This window comes from Vannielia litorea (assembly GCF_018424695.1).
Classification (GTDB): domain Bacteria; phylum Pseudomonadota; class Alphaproteobacteria; order Rhodobacterales; family Rhodobacteraceae; genus Vannielia; species Vannielia litorea_A.
In genome coordinates this window covers 38,429-60,766 of record NZ_QTNQ01000020.1, presented here as the reverse complement: position 1 = coordinate 60,766, position 22,338 = coordinate 38,429, and the positions used below count along the sequence as shown (strand labels likewise).

The following is a 22,338-nucleotide window of genomic DNA, read 5'->3' as shown; positions in this document are numbered from 1 at the left end:
GCCCCATCATGACAGACATCACCGCAGGCTGGTTCGACCCCGCCGAATACCTCATCGGCGGCCAGTGGCACGACGCCCCCGCCACGCTCCCCATCGAAGACCCCTCCACCGGGCAGGAGATCGGCGCCATCGCCCGCTGCGGGCGCGCCGAGGTGGCCGACGCGGTGGCCGCCGCCCAAACCGCCCTCGACGGCGAATGGGGCGGCCTCACCGCCGCCGAACGGGGCCGCATCCTGCTGCGCCTTTCCCGGCTGATCGAAGAGCGCACCGAGGCCCTCGCCGTGCTCGAATCCCGCGATGTCGGCAAGCCGCTGACCCAGGCCCGCAACGATGCCCGCGCGCTCGCCCGCTACATGGAGTTCTATGGCGGCGCCGCCGACAAGGTCGCGGGCCAAACGATTCCCTATCTCGACGGATACACCGTCTACACCCTGCGCGAGCCCCACGGCGTCACCGGCCATATCATCCCGTGGAACTACCCGATGCAGATCATCGGCCGCTCCGTTGGCGCCGCGCTGGCAATGGGCAACGCCTGCGTGCTGAAACCCGCCGAAGAGGCCAGCCTCACCGCGCTCGCCTTCGCCCGCCTCGCGCAGGAGGCAGGCCTGCCGCCCGGCGCGCTGAACGTCATCCCCGGCACAGGCGAAGAGGCCGGCGCCGCGCTTTCCCGCAACCCCGGCGTCCGCCACCTCTCCTTCACCGGCTCGGCAGGCGTCGGCACCCTGATCCAGCAGGCGGCGGCCACCAACATCACCCCCGTCACCCTCGAACTCGGCGGCAAATCCCCGCAGATCGTCTTCGCCGATGCCGATCTCGACGCCGCCATGCCTTTCCTGCTCTCCGCAGGCCTGCAAAACGCGGGCCAAACCTGTTCCGCCTCCTCCCGCATCCTCGTCGAGCGGCCCCTCTGGGAGGAGGCCATGGCCCGCATGGCCGAGGCCTACACCAAGCTCACCGCCGCCCCCGCGCTGGAAGACGCCAACCTCGGCCCGCTCATCTCCGCCCGCCAAAAGCAGATCGTCCAGGGCTACCTCTCGCGCGACGAAGGCCTGCAAGTGCTGGCCGAGGGCACCATCTCCGAAACGGCCCCAACCGGCGGCCACTACATCGCCCCCCGGCTCTATGCCACGACCGACCCGGCGCACATCCTCGCGCAGGAAGAAATCTTCGGCCCCGTCCTCGTCAGCTGCACCTTCCGCACCCCCGACGAAGCCATCGCGCTCGCCAACAACACCCGCTACGGCCTCGCCGCAACCCTCTGGTCCGAAAACATAAACCTCGCCCTCCATGTCGCGCCGCAACTGGCCGCAGGGGTGGTCTGGATCAACGGCACCAACATGTTCGACGCCGCCGCCGGCTTCGGCGGGGTCCGCGAGTCCGGCTTCGGGCGTGAAGGCGGATGGGAGGGCCTGCTTGCCTATTCCAAGCCCGTCAAAGCACCGAAAAAGGCCACCACGCCCACCGCTTTCGAGGGCAACGGCGCCCCCGCCGACCCGCTCGACCGCACCGCCAAGATGTATATCGGCGGCAAGCAGGCCCGGCCCGACTCCGGCTATTCCACCGCCATCCACGGCCCCAAGGGTGACCTCCTCGGCCACGTCGGCACCGGCTCCCGGAAAGACATCCGCAACGCCGTCGAAGCCGCCGCTTCCGCAAAAGGCTGGGCCAAGTCCTCCGCCCACCTCCGCGCCCAGATCCTCTTCTACCTGGCCGAAAACCTCTCCGCCCGCAGCGCGGAATTCGCGGCCCGGATCAAGGCCCTCACCGGCAAATCCGGCACCGCCGAAGTCGAGGCCTCCATCTCCCGCCTCTTTGCCTACGCCGCCTGGGCCGACAAGCTGGACGGCGCCGCCAAGCCCGTCCCTCTTCGCGGCACGGCGGTCGCCTTCAACGAGCCCTGCGGCGTGATCGGCGCCCTCTGCTCCCCCGCCCAACCGCTCCTCGGCCTCGTCAGCGCCATCGGCCCGGCCATCGCCATGGGCAACCGCATCGTCGCCTGCCCCTCCGAGCCCTTCCCGCTCATCGCGACCGATTTCTACCAGCTGCTCGACACCTCCGATGTCCCCGGTGGCGTGGTCAACATCGTCACCGGCCCCCATGCCGACCTGGCGAAGACCCTCGCCGAGCACATGGAGGTGGACTCTGTCTGGAACTTCTCCGACCCCGACCTCACGGCAGGCATCGAGAAGGCCAGCGCGGGCAACCTCAAGCGCACCCTATCGCTCTTCCCCGACTGGACCGACCCCGCCACCGAGGGCCGCGAAATGCTGGCGGCAGCCACCGAGATCAAGACCGTCTGGATCCCCTACGGCGTCTGACCCGCCACCAAAACCGCCGTCATCCTCGGGCCCGACCCGGGGATCTCCCGGACCCTGCCGCAGCCGTCATCCTCGGGCCCCGCCCCGAGGGCATCGCGCCGCTCCGCCCCCGGCGACGAGGCGCGCCATCAAGGGGCCCCACCGTCCGCTGCGTTCACCCCTCGCCGTCTTGCAAAAATGCATATGCATAAGATGTGCATGGGTTGTGCATCACTTGTTGCCCATTACTCTGCAGGGTTAACGCCCTTCCCCCAGAGCCATCCCGGTAAAACCGCATGACCGACCCCACAGCCTTCGACAACGCCCCGTTCATCCCCGACGGGGCCAGCTACCCCGACCGCTGGGCCGAGGCCGCGCGCGATTACCGGTCTGTCGAAACCGCCCTTGGCCGCGCCCGCCTCAACGAAAGCTACGGCCCGCATCCTGCTGAAAAATATGACCTGTTCTATCCCCAATCGGCGCAGCCGAAGGGCACGGTCATCTTCATTCACGGCGGCTTCTGGCGCGCCTTCACCCGCACCGATTGGTCCCACTTCGCCGCCGGGGCCACCGCGCGGGGCTGGGCCGTTGCCATGCCCTCCTACCCGCTCTGCCCGGAGGTCTCCGTCAGCCAGATCACCCAATGCATCGCCCGCGCGATCAAGGCCATCGCCCTGAAAACAAGCGGAAAAATCTCCCTCACCGGCCATTCTGCCGGCGGCCACCTCGCGTTGCGCATGCTCGACCCGGCGCTGGACATCGGCCCTGCCCGCGCCCGCCTCACCCGCTGCCTGCCGATCTCGCCGCTGACCGACCTGCGCCCTTTGATGGACGTTCCGCTCAACGACACCCTTAAGCTCACTGAATCGGAAGCGAAATCCGAGAGCCCCCTGCACCAGACCGCGCCAGGAATCCCGGTTCACACCGTCGTCGGCGCCGCGGAGCGCCCGGCCTTTCTCACCCAGGCCCACGCTCTGCCCTGGCCCGGGGCGAAGGTGACAGAGCTGGCGGACCTCCATCATTTCAACGTGATAGACTTTCTCATTGATCCGGACCACGCGCTGACGGAATGGCTCACAGACGAAGGGGCCGAGCCGCCAAACAGGCCCAACCCCTCCGCTTGATACCGCACCCTCTCGGGATCAGATCACCACCACTCAACCTTCTCCCGGCACGGTATCAATCTCGAATTGCAATATCACCGGCTCCGGGCCCTTCTTCTTGCCCCCGAGCGGCAGTGCAGCCCTTGTTTTCTGGCCAAAGCCGGCCTCGTCGAGCAGCCCCTTGAAGCCCCCGGCGCTGCCGGTCACGGCGCGGGTCCGAACCAGCGGATCCTGCTCCAGGAAGCTCAAATCTTCCACGTCGCTCTGTTCCCCCGCAGGCGACAGGATCACCACCAGACGGTCACGGCCGAAAGATTCATCTGAAATTAACGACAGGTCTTCATTGTAGATCCCGCCGGGCTGCATCCGTCCCTTGTCCATGAATGTAATCGAATAGTCGGCCCCGACATAGAGCACATTTATGTCAAGCGGCTGGTCGGTGGTGTTCTCCACCCGCACGCCCACCGTGTCACCGGGGATCAGCCGGGGCACGTTGCCGCTGTCCATCGGGGCGCGGCTGCCTTCGACGATCGCACCTGCATCCAGGTCGAAGCGCGCACGGTGCAGCTCCACGGGCACGTTAAGCCCGTTCCCGCTGCTGGCCGCGCCGATGCGCAGCACGTTGAGCGCCTTGCCGATATGGGCGAACTGCTCGGTCATCACGGCGGCCAGCTCCTCGGGGCTCTTGTCCCCGGTCGAGACGCTGGGCAGGGTGCCGAAGTTGAGCACCGGCGCGCCCTCGCCGTCGAGAACCGGGACCGCCCCGGTGCCATCGAGGATCCAGATCGCATCCGGGCGCGGGCTTTCAGGGATCACGGCAAGCCGGATATCCGCCTCTTCGCCCGCCGCCACGAAGACGAAGCGTTCGCCGAGAATCCCCTCTTCTTCAATGGCTTGCACCGCAGCCACCATGGCTTTCTGCGCCGCGCCCTCGCCTTCGGGCAGAGCGACCCGCAGCGTCAGGTCCACGCCCGCGTCGATCTTCCGAAGGAAAGCCCCGCGCGGGATGTCCTCCAGCGTCTGGCCGTCTTCCAGCACCGCCGTCGCGCCAAAGGTGCTCGCGGTATCGACCATGACGTAACCTATTGCGTCTTCGGTGGAATCCGCCGGCGAGGCCAGCACCGCCAACCGCTCGCCCTTGGCCAGCCCGTGCAGGGTGCCCGCCTTCAGCCGCAGCTTGGTTTCGCCCTTCTCGGCAGGCCACTGCCGCACATCCGCCGTCTCGCCGGAGCCGAACACCACCCCGTCCAGATCTCCCTCGAAGAGCGGCGTGGAGCGCGCGAGGTTTTTCACCGAGTATTTCCGCAGCACCTCCTGCCCGAGCTGGCGATAGGTGATGCCGGGCCGCTCCGCGAGGGTCTCGAAGACGGTATAGGTGAACACCCCCTGAACCCGGTCCTTGGTGGAACGCGGCATCAGCTTTTCGGGCGTGGTTTCATTGGTTTGCGCCGCAAAGAAGGCCACGAAAGTCCCCTCGCCCTCCCTGCGCTCCTCAGGCTCGGTGACCGGTGCATCGGCGCGGTCGCGCGGGCTTTCCAGGCCGCGTGAGGCACCTGCTGCATCCACAATGGCCGCCTGCGGGACGCCAAGCGCGCCGGGCTCCAGCTTGCGCATCTTCTCGTCACCGTCGCCGCTCGGCGCTGCCCGGGTCACGGTGCCCGAATGGCAGCTGTCGAACACCGCCCAGACGTCCACACCCTTGGCGCGCAGCATCGCGATCAGCTCGCCGATCTCGTCGTCCACCAGCGCATTCTCGACCTCGCCCACCGTGTTGTTCCACGGCCCGATATCCACCGGCAGAAACAGCTCATCCAGCCCGTCCAGTTCACTGTCCGGGTCTTTCGCCGGGGCCTGGCTGCCATGCCCGGAAAAATGCAGGTAGACGAAATCACCGGGCTGCACCTTCTCGGCCAGTTCCTTGAACGCATCCCGGATCGCCTGAAGCGTGGGCGCTTTCTTGCCCTCGATCCCGTCCGCCAGCACGATCATATCCTCCGCATCGAAGGGAATCGACTCGTTCGTCAGCAGGTAGGTTTGCACCAGGTCGATGTCATTCGCCGGCCCCTTGAGCCAGAACTTTTCGTCCAGCGCCGGATAGGTTGAAGCCCCCACCAGCAGCGCGTGATTTTCGCGCGCAAGCGCCGGAAGCGCAGCCAGCGTAGCGACGCCGGCAAGAAGCAAAGCCTTGAGTTTCATGATCAATCCTCAGTTCGTCATTAGCGAATATCGGTTCGTCGCGGCGCCCTTGTTCTCCACCATCACGGTGAAATCGGCACTCTCGGCGGGGCGCCAGCCGCAGTAGGCCACCTCCGACACATCGGTGTCGGCGCAGACCAGCATCCCCTGCGCATCGTAGACATAAAGGTTCAGGTCCGAGTCGCGCGCGCCCTCCACGTAAACCTCGGCATACTTGCCGCCGTCGAAGGGGAAGGGCTGGTAGGTATCGGTCTTGTTCCCCTCCAGCCGGGAGATCGAATAGACAGGCCCGGTCGAAACGCCCTTGGTGGCAGAGGCGCGAATATCGCCGATCACCGACAACATCGCCGCATCCTCTCCGGCGGCGGCCTCGGCGGCCTCCAGCATCTCTTCCCAGCCCAATGGGGCCGCGCCCTCCACCGCCTCGCCTGCGCTCCCGGCACGGGCAACGGCCTCCAAAGAAACGCCCTTCCGAAGGCGCGCAGCCGTCACCATCAGCAGCGGGTCACGTGCAGCCTGACCGGCCTCGAAGAGCTGGCGCGACAACTCCATCACACGCAGGGGCGGCACCTCGGCGGACGCCAGCGACGGCATCGCAGAAAGCGCCAGGGACAGGGCAAGCAGGCTTGCACGCAACATCGGGTCTTCTCCAGCAAGAGCATCAGTTTCGAGTATCAGATTGCCCCGCCACCGGGTGCCGTTCAACTGCGCAGAGGCCAGAAACCCTTTTGTGACGAGACTTGTCACGTGGCAACGCAAAGGGCCGCTGCTAGCCAAGAGGAAATCCGAAAACACCTGAAGGACAAAGCACATGCGCGCCCTCTTCCTCCCTCTCTTTCTCATTGTCATGGTCGCCCTGCCCGTGTCCGTTCGCGCGGGCGAGCTTGACCGGGCCATGGATGCCACCCTCATCGTGAAGTCTGCCGACGGGCATGAGCGCTTTCTCGGCTCCGCCTTTCTGTGGCGCGATGGCACCTGGGCCGTGACCAATGCCCATGTCATCGGACGTGCCGGTGAAGTGATCGTCATCAGCGCCACCGGCGAGCGCCGCAAGGTCAAGGTCTTGGCGCGTGACCCGGTGCGCGACGTGGCTGTGCTGGTCGTCGACGGGGCCTTCGGGCCAGGGCTTGAGCCTACCGCAACGCCCGCCGGGCTCGGCACGCAGGTTTATGCCATGGGCGCACCGCTCGGCATCGAGTTTACCCTTACGCGCGGCGTGATCTCAGCCATGGCGCGGCAGGTGGAGGCCGCCGTGCCGATCCGGCTGGTCCAGCACGATGCCGCAGTGAACCCCGGCAGCTCGGGCGGCCCGCTGGTGGATGGCAACGGCCAACTGCTCGGAATGAATAGCCAGATCGCCGATGGCTCACGCCATTACGTGGGCGTGGCCTATGCCATCTCCGCTGCCGACCTGGCCCGCATCGTGCCGCAGCTCGTTGCGGGAACGCTGAAGGAGATGCCCACGCTCGGCCTTCAGGTTCGTCCGCTGGATGCTGCACTGGCCGAAGCGCTGGGTGTGCCTGCACAGGGCGTTCTGGTCGACAGCGTGGCCGAGGCCTCCCCGGCCGACCGCGCCGGCATCCGGGCCGGTGACGTGATCGTTTCGGTCGCCGGCCGCGAAGTGGCCCAGCCCGGCGACGTGGGCTTCGCCGTCGAAGCCGTGCTGGGCACCGATGGCATCGCCGTGCAGATCCTGCGAGGCGGCGAGACTGTGCTGGCCACCATGCCGCTCGACCGCGCCGAACACCTGGAAACCGCCGGGATCGACCGGGCGACGCTGCCCTCGGCCCGCCCGGCTTTCACCTTCTCGCGCCTCGGCGTGCGCCTCGCTGGCGCGGAGGTCACCTATATCTCCGAGAATTCCCCCGCCTATCTTGCCGGTCTCAGCCGGGGCGATGAGGTGCTGGCGGTCAACGGCAAGCCGCTGACCGAGATCGAAGGCGGGCTCGCAGGCCTGCGGATCACCGAGCCGATGGTGCTTCTGGTGCGCCATGCCGAGGGCCGGACGGAGCACATCCTGCTGGACCCATGGGATAAAACCCCGCGCTTGCGCCCTGTTGGCGGCGGCAACGTGCTTGACCCCGACGTGGTGGTGCTCTGAGATGCTGACCATGGAACAGACCGCCCCCGACGCCCCCGAAACCGAGGCCACCCCCCGCATCCTGATCGTGGAAGATGACCGCGCGACGGCCGATACCGTCTCCGAGGCCGTGGCCTCGCTCGGCTGCGAACCGGTGGTGATGCGCGATTGGGAAAGCGGCCTGAAAGCCACCGAACTGGCGGATTTCGCCGTGATCGTGATGGACAGGATGCTGCCCGGCGGCGACGGGGTGGATGCAATTGCGAAGATGCGGGCCCGGGGCTCCAGCGCCCTTGTGCTGGTGGTTTCGGCCCTCGGCACCTCGGGCGCCAAGATCGAAGGGCTGGAGAAGGGGGCCGATGACTATCTGGCCAAACCCTTCGATGGTGACGAGCTCAAGGCCCGCCTGCGGGCCCTGCTGCGCCGCAACCAGATGGTGGTGCTCGACAATGATCTGATGGCCTTCGGCGATGTTGAAATAAGGCTCAAGGCGCGGACCGTGCACATCGGCCGAACCCACGTTGCCGTCAGCCCGAAGGAGTTTGAACTGATTACCTTTTTCGCCCGCAACGCAGGTGAAACGGTGACCCGGATGCAGCTCTTGGAGAATGTCTGGAATCTGCACTTCGATCCGCAGACCAACGTGGTGGATGTGCATGTCGGGCGGCTGCGCCGCAAGCTTGAAGCCGCTGCTGGTCGGCCCATCATCATCACCGCGCGGGGCGAGGGCTACGTCTTCGCGCCCGAAGCCTGAGGCGCGGGTGCGCAGACTTCGCGGCAAGGCCTCGCTCCGGCTCGCGCTGGGGCTTTCCGCCCTGCTGATCGTGTTTTCGCTCGGTGCAATGGCGCTTCAATACCGGGCCACGGCGGCCGAGTTGGACAGGCGGGAACGCACCCTGCTGGCCGCCGATCTGGCCGGCCTCGCCGCGCTCTACGATCAGCGCCGCATCATCGCGCTGCGGCAGGCCATGGAGTTTCGCTCCGCTGCCGCGCCCGAAACCGGCATGCTCTACCTGCTGGAAGACCGCGAAGGCACGAAGCTCGCGGGCAATATCGACGCTCTGCCGCGGGGCCTTTCCCCAGTTCCCGGTGACATAGATGCCTCCAACCCCGTCGCCTTCACGTTTGCCGACACCCGCTACCTCGGCGTGGCCCGCGAGTTGCGCGGCGGCTTCCCGATGCTTGTCGCTCGCTCCCGCGCGCCCACCGAGGCCGCCCTGGCGGCGACCCGCGCCCAAATCTTCGCCACGGCCCTTGTGCTCATCGGCCTTTCGCTCGTGGCGGGCTGGCTCGCCTCCCGCTTCATCATGCGCCGGATCGACAGGCTCAACTGCCTTGCCGATCAGGTGGCAGCCGGTGATCTCTCCGCCCGCCTGCCCGGCCCGCGCGCCGATGATGAGTTTGGCGCGCTGGAGCGGCACATTCACACCATGCTGGACCGCATCGGCCACCTCACCCGTGCCCATGGCCGCCTGTCCGATACCATCGCCCACGAGTTGCGCACCCCACTCAACCGGATACAGGGCAAGCTCGACAAGCTGGAGGGCGACCCCGAGGCCATCGCCGCCGTGTCATCGGAAATCCGCGGCACCGTGCGCATCTTCGACAGCCTGCTTGAAATCTCCTCCGCCGAGGCCGCGAGTGGCGGCGGCACCGGTCTGGTTCCGGTCTCTCTCAGCCAGATTACCCGCGAAGTTTCAGAGCTTTACGAACCGCTCGCCGAAGAGAAGGCGCTGGACTATGGCGCGGTGATCGAGGCGGGCTGCAAGGTGCTGGGAGATCGCAACCTGATCGCCCAGCTGCTCTCCAACCTTGTCGATAACGCGATCAAGTTCTGCCGGGAGGGCGATGCGATCACCATTTCGCTGGAGGAGACAGCCGAGCGTCACATTCTCAGCATTTCCGACACCGGGCCTGGCGTGCCCCCCGAAGAGCGCGAGGCGGTGTTCGAGCGGTTTGCGCGCGCCGAGCGCGACCGCGAGGTGGCGGGCCACGGGCTGGGCTTGGCGCTGGTGCGCGCCATCGCCACGCGGCACGGGGCCAAGCTGACATTGCTGGAGGCCGACAAGGGCTTTGGCATCCAGATCGCCTTTCCAAAGCTGCCTCCGGAAATGGCTTAACCCAGGCGCGACAGAATTTCCGTCGCCGCCTCGGCCGGGCTGCGCTCACCGCCCGCCACCGCCGCGCCCAACTCACGCATCCGCGCGGCCAGCGCCTTGTCCTCGGTGAGCCGCCGCATCAGCCCATGGCGCACCTCCTCCTCGAACCAGTGCTGTGCCTGTTCGGCGCGCGTGCGGTCCCACGCGCCACTGTCGCGCCGCCAGTTCACCAGCGCCTCCATCTCGGCCCAGGCCTCCTCCATCCCGGTGCCCTCGACGGCAGAAACCAGCAGCGCCTTCGGAAAGCCCTCCGGATCCTGCGGGCGCTTGCGCAGCAGCCGCAGGGCACCGGCGTAGTCGGCGCAGGTGCGGCGGGCCACGTCTCTCAACGCGCCGTCCGCCTTGTTGACCAAGAGGATGTCGGCGATCTCCATGATCCCGCGTTTCACCCCCTGCAACTCGTCGCCGCCCGCCGGCGCGAGGAGCAGCAGGAAGAGGTCCACCATCCCGGCCACCATGGTCTCCGACTGGCCGACGCCCACGGTTTCAACCAGAACCACGTCAAAGCCCGCCCCTTCGCAAAGCGCCACCGCCTCGCGGGATCGGCGCGCCACGCCGCCAAGCTGGCTCTGCGAAGGGGAGGGCCGGATGAAGGCCATAGGGTGGCGCGAGAGTTGTTCCATCCGGGTCTTGTCGCCCAGGATCGAGCCGCCCGAGCGGGCGGAAGAGGGATCGACGGCGAGCACCGCCACCTTCAGCCCCTTCTCCACCAAAAACAGCCCGAAGGCCTCGATGAAGGTGCTCTTGCCCACGCCCGGCGTGCCCGAAAGGCCTATGCGCAAGGCCTGCTGCCCGGCCTTGCCAACCTCAGCCACCAGTTCCGCCGCGGCCTCCCGGTGATCCGCCCGGGCGCTTTCCACCAGCGTGATCGCCCGCGCCAGCGCCCGTCGCTCGCCCGCCTTCACCCGTTCTGCCAGATCGCCCGTGTCCACACTGCCGCCCTCTCGATTTTCCATGGTTTGCCCCGGCGCGGCGGGCTATGTCCACCCCATGCGAAAGGTTGACGACCCCTTTGCCATCACCCTGCCGATCGAGGAGGTGCTGCCCCAGCTCGTCGCGGCGCTGAAGGCGGGCGGGCAGGCCGTGCTTCAGGCCCCGCCGGGCGCGGGCAAGACAACCGGCGTGCCCATTGCGCTCTGGGAGGCCGGGCTGGCGGAAGCGGGCCGCATCCTGATGCTTGAGCCCCGCCGCCTCGCCACCCGCGCCGCCGCCGAGCGCCTCGCCCAGACTCTTGGCACAAAGGTTGGCGCAGGCGTGGGCTACCGAATGCGTGGCGAAGCGAAGGTGAGCAACGCCACCCGGATCGAGGTGGTGACAGAGGGTATCCTGACCCGGATGATCCAGTCCGACCCGGAGCTTTCCGGCGTCTCGGTGGTGATCTTCGACGAGTTCCACGAGCGCTCCCTTCAGGCCGATCTGGGGCTGGCGCTGGCGTTGGAAGCGCGCGAGGCGCTGCGGCCCGATCTGAAATTTCTGGTGATGTCGGCCACGCTGGATGCCGCGCCGGTGGCCACGCTGATGGGCGAGGCCCCGATTATCACCTCCGAAGGGCGCAGCTTTCCGGTCGAGGAGCACTGGGCCGAAGCCCCGCTGCCCGCCGGCGCGCGGCTGGAAGGGCCGATGGCCGAGCTGATCGCGCGAGCGATGAACGAGACCACGGGCGACATGCTAGCCTTCTTGCCCGGCGAGGGCGAAATCCGCCGCCTCGCCGCCGCGCTGCGCCTGCCGGAAACAGTCGCGGTGATGCCGCTCTACGGCGCCCTGCCTTTCGCCGAGCAACGCGCAGTGATGCGCCCTCTGCGCACCGGCGGCAAGCAAACCCGCAAGCTGGTGCTCGCCACCTCCATCGCCGAAACCTCGCTGACCATCCCCGGCATCCGCACCGTCGTCGACAGTGGCCGGGCGCGGCGCGCGCGCTTTGACCCGGGCACAGGCATGTCGCGCCTCGTGACCGAGCCGGTGAGCCGGGCCGAGGCCACCCAGCGCGCGGGCCGCGCCGGGCGCGTGGAAGAGGGCCGCGTCTACCGCCTTTGGACGAAGGGGGGCCACGGGGCCCTGCCCGCCTTCCCCCCCGCCGAGATCGAGGCCGCCGACCTCACAGGGCTGGCGCTGGAACTGGCGCTTTGGGGCGGCGGCGATGGCCTGCGCTTTCTCACCCCGCCCCCCGAGGGCGCGATGGCCGCCGCCACCCGGCTTCTGGAAGAGCTGGGCGCGCTCGACGCCGGGCGGATCACACCCCATGGCAAGGCCCTCTCCGCCCTGCCGGTGCATCCGCGCCTTGGCCATATGCTGGCGCTCTCGGGGTCTGATGCCGCCCCGATTGCGGCGTTGCTCAATGAACGCGACCCGCTCCGAAATGCAGGAGCCGACCTCTCCAAGCAGTTGCGCGCCTTGCAAAATCCCGGCGGTGCACCCGAGGCCGCGCGCCCGGCCCTGAAACGCATTGCGCAGGAGAGCAAGCGGCTCGCGCGCCTCGGTGGCCCGCCCTCCGATCTGACCCCGGCGCAATCCCTCGCCCTCGCCTATCCAGACCGTATCGGCCTGCGCCGTCCCGGCGATTTGCCGCGCTTCCTGCTCTCCGGCGGGCGCGGGGCTCAGATGGGGGCGGAGGACGACCTTGCCGGGCAGCGCCTCATCGTGGTGGCCGACGTCGAGGGTGAGGGCCGCGATGCCCGCATCCGCCTGGCCCTGCCGATCAGTGAAAGCGAGCTGCGCAGCACGCCGGGGGTTGAACCCGCGTGGCAGGAGGTGGCCGAATGGTCGAAGCGCGAGCGCCGTGTCGTGGCCCGGCGGCAGGAACGTCTGGGCGCGCTGGTATTAGATGACCGGCACTGGAAAGATGCGCCCGACGAGGCGCTCGCCGCCGCCGCGCTGGAGGGTGTGCGCGAGCTTGGGCTGCCGGTGAGTGACAAGGCCCGGCGTCTGTTGGCGCGCATCGCGCTGATGCCCGAATTGCCGGATTGCTCCGAAGACACCCTGCTGGCGGAGGCGGAAGACTGGCTGCTGCCCTGGCTCGGCAAGGTCCGCACCGCCGCCGACATCGCCGCGCTCGACATCACCGAGGCGCTCAAGGCCCGGATCGGTTGGGACGGGATGCAGGCGCTCGATCGCGCCGCGCCGCCCAGCTTCACCACGCCGCTTGGGCGCGCCATACCCATCGACTATTCTGGCGAGGCCCCCGAAATCTCTCTGCGGCTGCAAGAGATGTTCGGCCAAACCACCCACCCCGCCGTGGCCGGGCAGCCGCTGCGCGTCACCCTGCTCTCCCCCGCAGGCCGCCCGGTGCAGACGACGATGGACATTCCCGGCTTCTGGGCCAGCTCCTACGCCGACGTGCGCAAGGACATGCGGGGCCGCTACCCCAAGCACCCCTGGCCGGACGACCCGACGGTGGCCGACCCGACCCTGCGCGCCAAGCCCCGCAAATGATTGCGCCGCCGCCTCCGGGGTCGTAAACCGCCGAAATGCCCCGCTATGCCCTGAAAATCGAATACAACGGCGCGCCCTTCAACGGCTGGCAGCGCCAGGCCGAGCTTCCTTCGGTGCAAGGCGCGGTCGAGGCGGCGCTGGCGATGCTGGAGCCGGGGGAGCACACGATCGCGGCGGCGGGGCGCACCGATACCGGCGTTCATGCGCTCGGGCAGGTCGCGCATTGCGACATGGCGAAGGATTGGGAGCCGTTTCGGCTTTCGGAGGCGCTGAACTATCACCTGAAGCCCGCCCCTGTGGCCGTTGTCGCCTGTGCCGCCGTCGATGACGACTGGCACGCGCGCTTCTCGGCCGAGGCCCGGCACTACCTCTTCCGCCTCGTGGTGCGCCGCGCGCCGCTCACCCATGACGCGGGGCTGGCCTGGCGGGTGATGCAGCCGCTCGACCTTGCCGCCATGCAAGAGGGCGCGGCACATCTGCTCGGGCGGCATGATTTCACCACCTTCCGCGCCTCGGAATGCCAGGCCAAATCGCCGGTGAAAACGCTCGACCGTCTCGACATCGAAGAACTCGACTATCCCGGCGGGCGCGAGTTTCGCTTTCACCTTTCGGCCCGGAGCTTCCTTCACAACCAGGTCCGCAGCTTCGTCGGCACGTTGGAACGCGTCGGTGCCGGGGCCTGGGCGCCCGAGGATGTGAAGGCTGTGCTGGAGGCGCAGGACCGCGCCGCCTGCGGCCCCGTCTGCCCGCCCTACGGGCTCTATTTGCGGGCCGTGGATTACCCGGACGATCCGTTTGCCTAAGCGGCACCCCGGCCCGCGTGCCTCACATCGCGGCAGCGCGCAGACGGGCAATATCATAGCCCGCCCAGCGCAGAATCTCCTCGGCGGCCCTGCGGCGATCCGGGCCAATCTCGCCGCGGTCAAGGATGGCCCCGAACCGGCCCGAGGGCGTGCCAATGACAAGCGTGCGGTAGTCCGCATCCACCCACAGCACCCACCACGGCTCTGACAGCGCGCCCTTCAGACCTTTCGGCGCCAACCGACCGGGACCGGCAGGCACGAGCCGCGCCTGCCCTGCCGCGCTTTGCATCTCGACCCCGCCCGGCGTCGCCGCAAAGCGCGCGCGGCAAACCAGGCAGGCCCCAGCCTCGCGGAACGAGGCCACCTCGCGCCATTCGCCCGCAAGCTTGGCGCTGTCGAAAAGCGCGATGGAGCTGATCGGTGCGGTGGCGTCGCGATAGCCGTCGGATGCGGGCGCCCCGAGGCAGCCGGCGAGCAGGAGCGCCGGGATCATTCGGTGCATATGTTCACCACCCGCCCATTCTCCAGCGCGTCATAACAGCCAAACAACGGCGTGACGGGCGCACAGGTGCGGGACTTGGCAAAGCAGATGCCCTGACAATCCGAGCCGTCATCGCAGCGCTTGTTGGCATCGCGGGTCGGCAGGACGCAGGTGAAGGTGCCGCCCTCGCCCCGCTGCACGAAGCGGCCCTTCTTCTTGGTGCATTGCGCCGCCTGTCCGGTGAGCGCGGCGGGCACCGGGGGCGGCTCGGGGGCCTTGTAGAGTTCGTCGGGCAGTTCGGGCGCAGGAGTTGCCGCTTCCTCCTCGGCGCTGGCCTCGGTCTCTGCCGCCTGGGGCAACAGATCATCCTCGGCATCCGGGGTGCGCGCCGGCGCTGGCGGCTCGAGGTCGGGCGAACTCGGCGCGGCAGGCGCGGGCCGAGCGGCTTTGCTGCCGGGCCTTGGCCGTGGGCGCGGATCATCGGGCCCGGCTTCGGTGACCTCGGCGGGCACCTCCGCCTTGCTTCCCAGGCCACCGGGGAGCTGGCAGCCGCCCAGAGCCAGCACAACGGCCAGCCCGAGGGTTCCGATCCACAGTTTTCGCACCACGCCTAGGCTCCTCACAGGTCGCGGGGAGACTGCCAGATACGCGGCAAAAGTCCAGCCGGAACCGCTATATATGGGGGGCTGACGAGATCGTGAACCTCAATATGGCAAAGGATGCGCCCGGTATATCTCCGCGATGCCTGTCCGCAGCTCATCTGTCAGCACAAAATCCATGCCCGCGATGATGTGCTCGAGCTGTGCCATCGTCGTCGCCCCGAAGATGACAGATCCCATGAAGGGCCGCTCCGCCGCCCAGGCCAGGGCCATGTGCACCGGGTCCACCCCGTGCTCTTCGGCCAGCGCCACGTAGGCCGCGGTGGCCGCTTCCGCGCGGGGCGTGATCCGCCCGCCAAGATCCCCGTTGATCGACGCCCGGCTGCCCTCGGGACGGGCGCCGCCCGCGTATTTGCCAGTGAGCAAACCGGCCGCCAGCGGCGAGTAGGCCAGCAGCGAAACCTCCTCCTGGTGCGACATCTCGGCCATGTCGGTGTCATACATCCGGCAGAGCAGGCTGTATTCGTTCTGCACCGTCTCCATGCGCGGGCCACCCGTCTCTGCGGCAAGCTGGTTCCAGCGGGTCATGCCCCAGGCGCTTTCGTTCGAGGTGCCGAAATGGCGCACCTTGCCCGCATCGCGCAGGCGCGCCATCTCGGCCATCACCTCTTCCATGTTGGCGCGGGTGGCGGCGCGGTCCTGCTGTTCGGGCGCGAACTCCCAATGCTGGCGAAAGTGATACGATCCGCGCTGCGGCCAGTGAAACTGGTAGAGGTCGATCACATCGGTTTGCAGGCGGCGCAGCGAAGTCTCCACCGCCTCGCGCAGGGTTTCAGCCGTGATCCCGCGCTCATCGCGGACCAGCTTGCTCGGGCCAACGATCTTTGTGGCGATGACCACGTCGTCGCGTTTGCCCGACTTGGCCACCCAGTTGCCGATGATCTCTTCGGTGCGCCCAACCGTCTCTGCCCGCACCGGGTTGACCGGATACATCTCGGCGGTGTCGAGAAAGGTGAGCCCCGCCTCAAGGGCCGCATCAATCTGAGCGTGGCCTTCGGCCTCAGGGGTCTGGTTGCCGAAGGTCATGGTGCCGAGGCACCAGATCGGCACTTCAAGGTCGCTCTGGCCGAGCTTTTGCATCTTCATCTGGAGGTCGTCCCTGCCGTTTCATGTTGGACCGGAACCTATCGTGCAGGTCCGCAGGGGCAAGCAGGAAGCAAGCGCTTCAGGAACTGTTATTGACCGTTTCGGCCGAGGTCTCGCGGGTTTCGACAGGGGGGGGCCTGCGCGCGCGCGTTGGAAACGCGTAGGCGAGGTAGATCGCGCCAAGGCCGAGCACGCTGCCGGCACAATAGGCTGCGACCAGCCAAAACCAGTGTGGCGAGAAGAATTGGTTGACGAGACCGACAGCGCCGAAACCGAACACCAGGAAAATAATGATGTTGAGAAACTGCACTTCGAACTCCGGGTCGACTTAGGTTGCAAAACTTTGCATGGGTCTCACTAACACTCTGTTACGGACGGCTGGACGCCGCGCTGGTTTCTCTCTGTGAACGCAGAGAAACGAGGCGATCCTAAGCCTTTGCGCAGGTTTCCCAAAGGCATCTCTTTGCTGCACTGCAGCGTAATACGGCGCCGCGATCGCAGTGGACGGGCCAGGCAAAAGCGGTGAGTCGCTGTGGTCAAGCGATGGAGAAGCCGCTAGTCTCACGCCAGATGTTCAAAGAATCCGATACCTTGCAGCCCAACTTGATCGTCTTTTCCGATCTTGATGGAACCCTGCTCGACCATCAGACCTATGCGTTTTCTGCAGCGCAGAGCGCCTTGGAGTGTCTGGGCAAAAAAAATTTGCCACTGGTGCTCGCCAGCAGCAAAACTTCGCATGAGATGCAAGGGCTTGCACAAGATCTACCCCTACGTGTCCCCGCGCTCATCGTGGAGAATGGCGCGGGCGTGATTTGGGCCGGAGAAGACGCGCAGGCAGAGGCCCGTCACCCCGCCCTCATGGCCGTGTTGAATGCTCTGCCGCCCGCGCTGCGCGCCCCCTTCGAAGGGTTCACGGACTGGGGGCCGGAGGGCGTGGCGCGCGAAACCGGGCTGCCCCGCGCACAAGCCGCATTGGCCGCGCGCCGGGCGTTTTCCGAGCCGGGCCTCTGGCGCGGTGACGCGGCAACACGGGCGGCCTTCATCGAAGCTCTGGCGGAGGGCGGTGTGACGGCTCGGCAGGGTGGGCGGTTTCTGACCCTGTCCTTCGGCGCCGACAAGGCGGATCGGGTGCGCGAGGTTGCCGACAGGATCGCGCCCGGCGCCCACGTCATGGCCCTGGGTGACGCGCCCAACGATATCGGCATGCTCGAGGCCGCCGATACCGGCATCATCATTGCCAATCCACAGGGCGCGCAAATTGATACACTGGCGGGTGAATCCACCGGCCGGATCCGTCGCAGCACGAGGCCCGGGCCGGAGGGATGGAACGAAGCGGTGCTCGACATGATTGACACATTGGCCCCCGCAAAGCTGCGGGACTGAGCGCCAGACAGACCGGAACAACACCAAGGGAGCCCGAGCATTGGCCGATTTTCATCAGAGCGGAAGCGTCGCCACATTGCACAACCTGCGCACGCTCGATCCGGCGGCCATGGCCCGCGAACTCGAAACCATCACCGCCACCCGAAAGATCGTTCTGGTGCTGCCCTCGCTCTACTCGGAGCTTGAGGGCGAGGCCCTGCCGGCCATTCTCGACGAGCTCTCCAAGGTGCGCTTCATCAGCCGGATCATCATCGGCCTCGACCGGGCCAATGAAAGCCAGTATCGCGACGCCAAGAAGTTCTTCTCGCGGCTTCCGCAAGAGCACATGGTGCTCTGGAACGACGGCCCGCGGCTTCAGGCCATCGACGCGCGGCTGAAAGGGCTCAACCTTTCGCCGCAGGAGCCGGGAAAGGGCCGGAATGTCTGGTTCTGCATGGGCTACGCGCTGGCCCAGGCCGATAGCGCCGTGGTCGCCCTGCACGATTGCGACATTCTCACCTATGACACCGATATGCTGGCCCGCCTCGTCTACCCCGTGGCCAACCCGAATTTTCCCTACCAGCTCTGCAAGGGATACTATCCGCGGATTGCTGACGGAAAGCTTAACGGCCGGGTCTCACGCCTGCTGGTCAGCCCGCTTCTCCTGGCGCTGAAGAAGGTGCTGGGCGACCACGACTACCTCGATTACCTGCGCGGCTTCCGCTACCCGCTGGCCGGGGAGTTCGCCATGCGCACCAGCATCCTGCCCGACATGCGCATCCCCTCCGACTGGGGCCTGGAGATCGGCGTGCTCTCGGAGGCCTGGCGCAACCTCAGCCCCAAGGCGGTGTGTCAGGCTGAGATATCAGACCGTTACGACCACAAGCACCAGACGGTGAGCGAGGATGACAAGACCACCGGCCTGAATCGCATGTCCATCGACATCTGCAAGGCGCTCTATCGGAAGCTGGCGACGGATGGCACGGTGTTCACGCCCAACGTCTTCCGCTCGCTGAAGGCCACCTATTACCGGATCGCGCTCGACATGATCGAGATCTACGCCCATGACGCCGCGATGAACGGCCTCTATGTGGACCGGCACCGCGAAGAGACAACAGTGGAGCTCTTTGCCTCCAACATCGTCGAGGCGGGCCAGGTCTTCCTCGAAAATCCGATGGAAACACCCTTCATCCCCAACTGGAGCCGGGTCCATTCGGCCGACCCCGACCTGATGCGCGACATGTCGGCGGCGATCCGGGCCGATAACGAGGAGTTCGCCGCCTAGACCGGCTCGGTGCCGATATCCGGGCAGGCGCTGAAGGCCTCGACCAGAGCGTCAATCAGAACCCTCACCTTGGCCGGAACAAAGGCCCCGGGCGGGCGGATCACGCTGATGGGGAACTCGGGCGTCGGATACTCCGGCAACAGGTGCTCCAGCACCCCATCGCGCACTGCCTTGCGGGCTATGAAGTCGGGCAGCAAGGCAAGCCCCAGCCCGTCTATCGCCCATTGCAGCTGCGCCTCGCCGTTGTTGGTGACGATCCGCCCGCGCGGGCGCACCAGAACCAGATCGTCGCCCGCCATGAACCGCCAGTCACTGGAAGGGGCGTTGCCGTAGATCAGGCATTCGTGCTGCGCAAGGTCGCGGGGTTCCCTCGGCCAGCCCGCCCCGTCCAGATAGGCACGGCTGCCCACCAGAAGCCCGCGGGCGCTGGCAAGGCGGCGGATGACGAGGCTGGAATCGCGCGGCGTACCGGCGCGGATGGCGGCATCGTAACGCCCCTGGATCAGGTCTTCGACGCCATCCGAGAAATCCACGTCGACATGCAGGCCCGGATTTTCCGCCGCGAGCCGCCCGAGCACCGGCACCACGTGCAACACCCCGAGCGAGATCGGCGCCGTCACCCGCAGGGTGCCGATCACCCGGCCTCCGCGCGCCGAGACCGCCTCGCGCGCCTCCTCGTATTCTGCCAGGATGCGCTCGGCCCGCACCAGCAGCTCCTCTCCCGCCGCCGTCGGCCGCACGCCGCGCGTATTGCGGTCGAGCAGGCGTGTGCCGAGGCCGTCCTCGAGGTGCGAGACCCGCCGGCTTACCATGGATTTCGACACGCCCAGCAGTCCGGCCGCGCGGCTGAACCCGCCGCTGTGCACAACTTCGACAAAGGCGCGCAGGTCTTCCGGGTCGTCCATATCGCGTTCCCTTGGATGCAACAAAGTTGTGCAGCTTATGGTCATTCCGGCGCACGGGCTGCAACAATAGATAGGGGCCGACGAGAGATTTCCAGATGAAAGGCCCCACCATGACAACCATTCTCGCACTCAACAGCAGCGCCCTCGGCGACGCTTCGGTTTCACGCCAACTGGTCCAGAGCACGCTCGACGTGCTGACCCGCGCCGAGCCCGATGCGGAGGTGATCCACCGCGACATCGGCGCCGCGCCGCTGCCGCATTTCGTAGCCGACAATGCCGTGCCAGAGCCCGCCAGCGCCGAGCAGAAGGCCGTGCGCGCCCGCACCGAGGCGCTGATCGACGAACTCAAGGCCGCCGACACACTGGTGATCGGCGCACCGATGTACAATTTCGGCATCCCCTCCACCCTCAAGGCCTGGTTCGACCACGTGCTGCGCGCCGGTGAAACCTTCCGCTACACCGAGGCCGGCCCCGAAGGCCTGCTGAAGGGCAAGCGCGCCATCGCGCTCATCACCCGCGGCGGGCAGTACAGCGAAGGGCCCGGCACGGCGTTCGACGCCCAGGAGCCGCATCTGCGCACCCTCCTCGGTTTCATCGGGATCACCGACATCACCGTGATCCGCGCCGAAAACCTGGCGATGGGCCCCGAGCCGCGCGAGGCCTCCATCGCCGAGGCTCGGGGCCTCATCGACACGCAGGTTCAGGCGCTGGCCGCCTGAGGCCGCACCTCGGGCTGGCGCAGCCTGTTCAGTGCCGGTTGGAGATCCACCGGCACTGGTAGGGCGCCAGCTCGATCTCGCCGCGCGCGGCGTCCACCGGTTCATCAGAGAGCAGATCGACCCAGTTTTCCCCGCCGATCAGGTTGATCGAGAAGACCGGCAGGGCAATCGTTTCGCCCGTCAGGTTGTGCAGCGCGAAGATTGACTGGGAGCGGTCCAGGCTTTGCCGCCAGACCCCGAAGATCCCCTCGCCCAGTTGCAGGGTGAACTGGGTGGCATTGGGGTGGAAGGCGGGCTGCCGGGTGCGGATGGCGATGCGGCGCTTGAGGCGCGCGAGAACCTGCGCGTGGATCGTCTCCGGATCGTCCAGCAGTTTGCGCAGCGAAGGATAATCCCAGCGGTGCCGGTTGATCGCGCGGTTCACGCCGGTTTTCTCCACGCCGTCATGGTCGTTCGGCGTGGCCAGCAGGGAATGGATGTAGAAGGCCGGAATACCCTCGAGCGAAAGCACGATGGTCTGGCTGCACAGGAAGCGCGCGATCTGGTGCGCGTCGGGGCCGTCGACCGTGCCCTTCAGCGCCTCGAAATAGGTGATGTTCAGCTCATAGGGCTTCTCGCCCCCGCCCGGCAGCGATCGCATGGAGACGAGGCCGCCGTTTGCCTTCACGGCGCCGATCACCTTCTGGATGTCCTCCTCCGAAAGCAGCCCCTCGGCGGGGCGCATCCCGATACCGTCATGTGAGGCGGTGAAGTTGAGGTAGGCACAGCCGAGCTGGGCGGGTGGCATGGCCATGAGCCACTGGTTGAGCGCCCGGCTGGAGCCGGTCAGCAGCGCGTGCAGCACCAGTGGCGGCAGCGAGAAATTGTAGATCGCATGGGCCTCGTTGCGGTTCCCGAAGTAGCTGAGGTTTTCGGCATTGGGCACATTGGTTTCGGTCAGCAGGATCACCGGCTCGACGGCATAATCGAACAGCAGGCGCATCAGCCGCACGATGGCGTGGGTTTGCGGCAGGTGGATGCAGTTGGTGCCGATCTCCTTCCAGAGGAAGGCCACCGCATCGAGGCGGATCACCCGCACGCCATTGTCGATGTGCAGCCGGATGATGCGCAGAAATTCCAGCAGCACCTCGGGGTTGGCGAAGTTCAGATCCACCTGATCGTGCGAGAAGGTGCACCACACGTGCTTGGGCCCAGAGGGCGTTTGCACCTCGCGCAGCAGCGAGGAGGTTCGGGGGCGCACGACCTGGCTGATGTCGTCGTCCGGCGAGGCCTCGAAGAAGAACTTGTCGTAAGGTTCATGGCCCTGGAGATAGTCGTGAAACCATTTCGAGAAGCTCGACACGTGGTTCAGCACCAGGTCCGACATGAGCTTGAACTCTTCGGCAATTCGCCGGATGTCGGGCCAGTCGCCGACCTGCGGGTTCACCGCGCGGTAATCGACCACGGCAAAGCCATCGTCGGAGGTGAAGGGGAAGAAGGGCAGGATGTGCACGCCCGAGATCACCCCTTGGAGATAATGGGTGAGAAAGTCACGCAGCAGGTCGAGCGGCTTGTGGTGCCCGTCCACAAGGCTGTTGGCATAGGTGATGACGAGCGTATCCGCCTCGCTCCACAGGTTGTTGCCAGCCGTCCGCGCCCGCGAACGCACATGCGCGCCTTCGGGCCAGAAGGCCTCTTGCACCTGCGCGGCGAGGGCGTGGCAATCGTGTTCGGGGTAGATCTGTTCCAGCAGCGTGGCGGTTCTGGATTTGACCGAGGGCGTAGGTTTGTTCAT

19 protein-coding genes and 1 pseudogene are annotated in these 22,338 nt (G+C 67.0%); 11 read left to right on the top strand and 9 right to left on the bottom strand.

From position 1 onward, the window contains the following. Positions 1–2,318: aldehyde dehydrogenase family protein (locus DYI42_RS09450; protein WP_213545685.1), on the top strand; the 2,318-nt coding region annotated here is incomplete at its 5' end. A gap of 275 nt (positions 2,319–2,593) precedes the next feature. After that, positions 2,594–3,421 carry an alpha/beta hydrolase gene (locus DYI42_RS09445; RefSeq protein WP_213545684.1) on the top strand — a complete coding sequence of 276 codons (828 nt, stop codon included), beginning with the start codon at positions 2,594–2,596 and terminating at the stop codon, positions 3,419–3,421. A 33-nt stretch (positions 3,422–3,454) separates the two neighbouring features. Here DYI42_RS09445 and DYI42_RS09440 read toward each other — a convergent pair whose 3' ends face one another. Together DYI42_RS09440 and DYI42_RS09435 are read right to left on the bottom strand one after the other, a co-directional pair. Continuing rightward, the gene (locus DYI42_RS09440) at positions 3,455–5,596 is read right to left on the bottom strand and encodes a caspase family protein (RefSeq protein WP_213545683.1); all 2,142 of its coding nucleotides are present in this window, start codon (positions 5,594–5,596) and stop codon (positions 3,455–3,457) included. Between the two features lie 9 nt (positions 5,597–5,605). Then, entirely contained in the window at positions 5,606–6,235 is a 630-nt protein-coding gene (locus DYI42_RS09435) for a hypothetical protein (protein ID WP_213545682.1), read from the bottom strand. 172 nt (positions 6,236–6,407) lie between these two features. On the opposite strand from DYI42_RS09435, the gene DYI42_RS09430 reads away from it, so the two are divergent. From DYI42_RS09430 to DYI42_RS24235, 3 genes are read left to right on the top strand one after another with little or no spacing between them, the layout of a single operon-like run. After that, positions 6,408–7,697, top strand: coding sequence for a S1C family serine protease (locus DYI42_RS09430; RefSeq protein WP_213545681.1), 1,290 nt, complete (start codon positions 6,408–6,410; stop codon positions 7,695–7,697). Between the two features lie 10 nt (positions 7,698–7,707). After that, entirely contained in the window at positions 7,708–8,430 is a 723-nt protein-coding gene (locus DYI42_RS09425) for a response regulator transcription factor (protein WP_213545680.1), read from the top strand. Positions 8,431–8,437: 7 nt separating this feature from the next. Then, positions 8,438–9,796, top strand: a complete 1,359-nt coding sequence (locus DYI42_RS24235; RefSeq protein ID WP_213545679.1) for a sensor histidine kinase — start codon at positions 8,438–8,440, stop codon at positions 9,794–9,796. On the opposite strand, the gene meaB is transcribed toward DYI42_RS24235, so the two are convergent. After that, positions 9,793–10,767, bottom strand: coding sequence for a methylmalonyl Co-A mutase-associated GTPase MeaB (meaB, locus tag DYI42_RS09415; protein WP_213545689.1), 975 nt, complete (start codon positions 10,765–10,767; stop codon positions 9,793–9,795). The two genes, DYI42_RS24235 and meaB, sit on opposite strands and share 4 nt — an antisense overlap. Before the next feature lie 58 nt (positions 10,768–10,825). On the opposite strand from meaB, the gene hrpB reads away from it, so the two are divergent. Together hrpB and truA are read left to right on the top strand one after the other, a co-directional pair. After that, a complete protein-coding gene (hrpB, locus tag DYI42_RS09410) occupies positions 10,826–13,264 on the top strand; it encodes an ATP-dependent helicase HrpB (protein ID WP_213545678.1) in 2,439 nt (812 codons plus the stop codon). A gap of 35 nt (positions 13,265–13,299) precedes the next feature. Further along, positions 13,300–14,067, top strand: a complete 768-nt coding sequence (truA, locus tag DYI42_RS09405) for a tRNA pseudouridine(38-40) synthase TruA (RefSeq protein WP_213545677.1) — start codon at positions 13,300–13,302, stop codon at positions 14,065–14,067. Between the two features lie 22 nt (positions 14,068–14,089). On the opposite strand, the gene DYI42_RS09400 is transcribed toward truA, so the two are convergent. The 4 genes from DYI42_RS09400 to DYI42_RS09385 all read right to left on the bottom strand — a co-directional run bounded on the left by DYI42_RS09400 (position 14,090) and on the right by DYI42_RS09385 (position 16,603). After that, a complete protein-coding gene (locus DYI42_RS09400; RefSeq protein ID WP_244867769.1) occupies positions 14,090–14,560 on the bottom strand; it encodes a lipocalin family protein in 471 nt (156 codons plus the stop codon). Beyond that, positions 14,557–15,156: a hypothetical protein gene (locus DYI42_RS09395; RefSeq protein WP_213545675.1), complete on the bottom strand. Its 600-nt coding sequence runs from the start codon at positions 15,154–15,156 to the stop codon at positions 14,557–14,559. Before DYI42_RS09395 ends, DYI42_RS09400 begins: the two co-directional genes overlap by 4 nt. 96 nt (positions 15,157–15,252) lie before the next feature. Beyond that, positions 15,253–16,293: an aldo/keto reductase gene (locus DYI42_RS09390; protein ID WP_213545674.1), complete on the bottom strand. Its 1,041-nt coding sequence runs from the start codon at positions 16,291–16,293 to the stop codon at positions 15,253–15,255. 79 nt (positions 16,294–16,372) lie between these two features. Further along, positions 16,373–16,603: a hypothetical protein gene (locus tag DYI42_RS09385; protein ID WP_213545673.1), complete on the bottom strand. Its 231-nt coding sequence runs from the start codon at positions 16,601–16,603 to the stop codon at positions 16,373–16,375. 233 nt (positions 16,604–16,836) lie between these two features. Here DYI42_RS09385 and DYI42_RS24575 point away from each other — a divergent pair. The 3 genes and pseudogenes from DYI42_RS24575 to DYI42_RS09375 form a co-directional block, all read left to right on the top strand. Next, positions 16,837–17,043, top strand: a pseudogene (locus tag DYI42_RS24575) (HAD hydrolase family protein); the annotation flags it as partial. Between the two features lie 57 nt (positions 17,044–17,100). Beyond that, complete coding sequence (locus tag DYI42_RS09380; protein ID WP_342344634.1) at positions 17,101–17,676, top strand: HAD-IIB family hydrolase; 576 nt, start codon at positions 17,101–17,103, stop codon at positions 17,674–17,676. A 40-nt stretch (positions 17,677–17,716) separates the two neighbouring features. After that, complete coding sequence (locus tag DYI42_RS09375) at positions 17,717–18,940, top strand: glycosyl transferase (RefSeq protein ID WP_213545671.1); 1,224 nt, start codon at positions 17,717–17,719, stop codon at positions 18,938–18,940. Here DYI42_RS09375 and DYI42_RS09370 read toward each other — a convergent pair. Continuing rightward, positions 18,937–19,845 carry a LysR family transcriptional regulator gene (locus tag DYI42_RS09370; protein WP_213545670.1) on the bottom strand — a complete coding sequence of 303 codons (909 nt, stop codon included), beginning with the start codon at positions 19,843–19,845 and terminating at the stop codon, positions 18,937–18,939. The genes DYI42_RS09375 and DYI42_RS09370 overlap by 4 nt on opposite strands. A 95-nt stretch (positions 19,846–19,940) precedes the next feature. Between DYI42_RS09370 and DYI42_RS09365 the strand changes: the two genes are divergently transcribed. Beyond that, a complete protein-coding gene (locus tag DYI42_RS09365) occupies positions 19,941–20,564 on the top strand; it encodes an FMN-dependent NADH-azoreductase (protein WP_244867767.1) in 624 nt (207 codons plus the stop codon). A gap of 28 nt (positions 20,565–20,592) precedes the next feature. On the opposite strand, the gene DYI42_RS09360 is transcribed toward DYI42_RS09365, so the two are convergent. Further along, positions 20,593–22,338 carry a sugar phosphorylase gene (locus tag DYI42_RS09360; protein ID WP_213545669.1) on the bottom strand — a complete coding sequence of 582 codons (1,746 nt, stop codon included), beginning with the start codon at positions 22,336–22,338 and terminating at the stop codon, positions 20,593–20,595.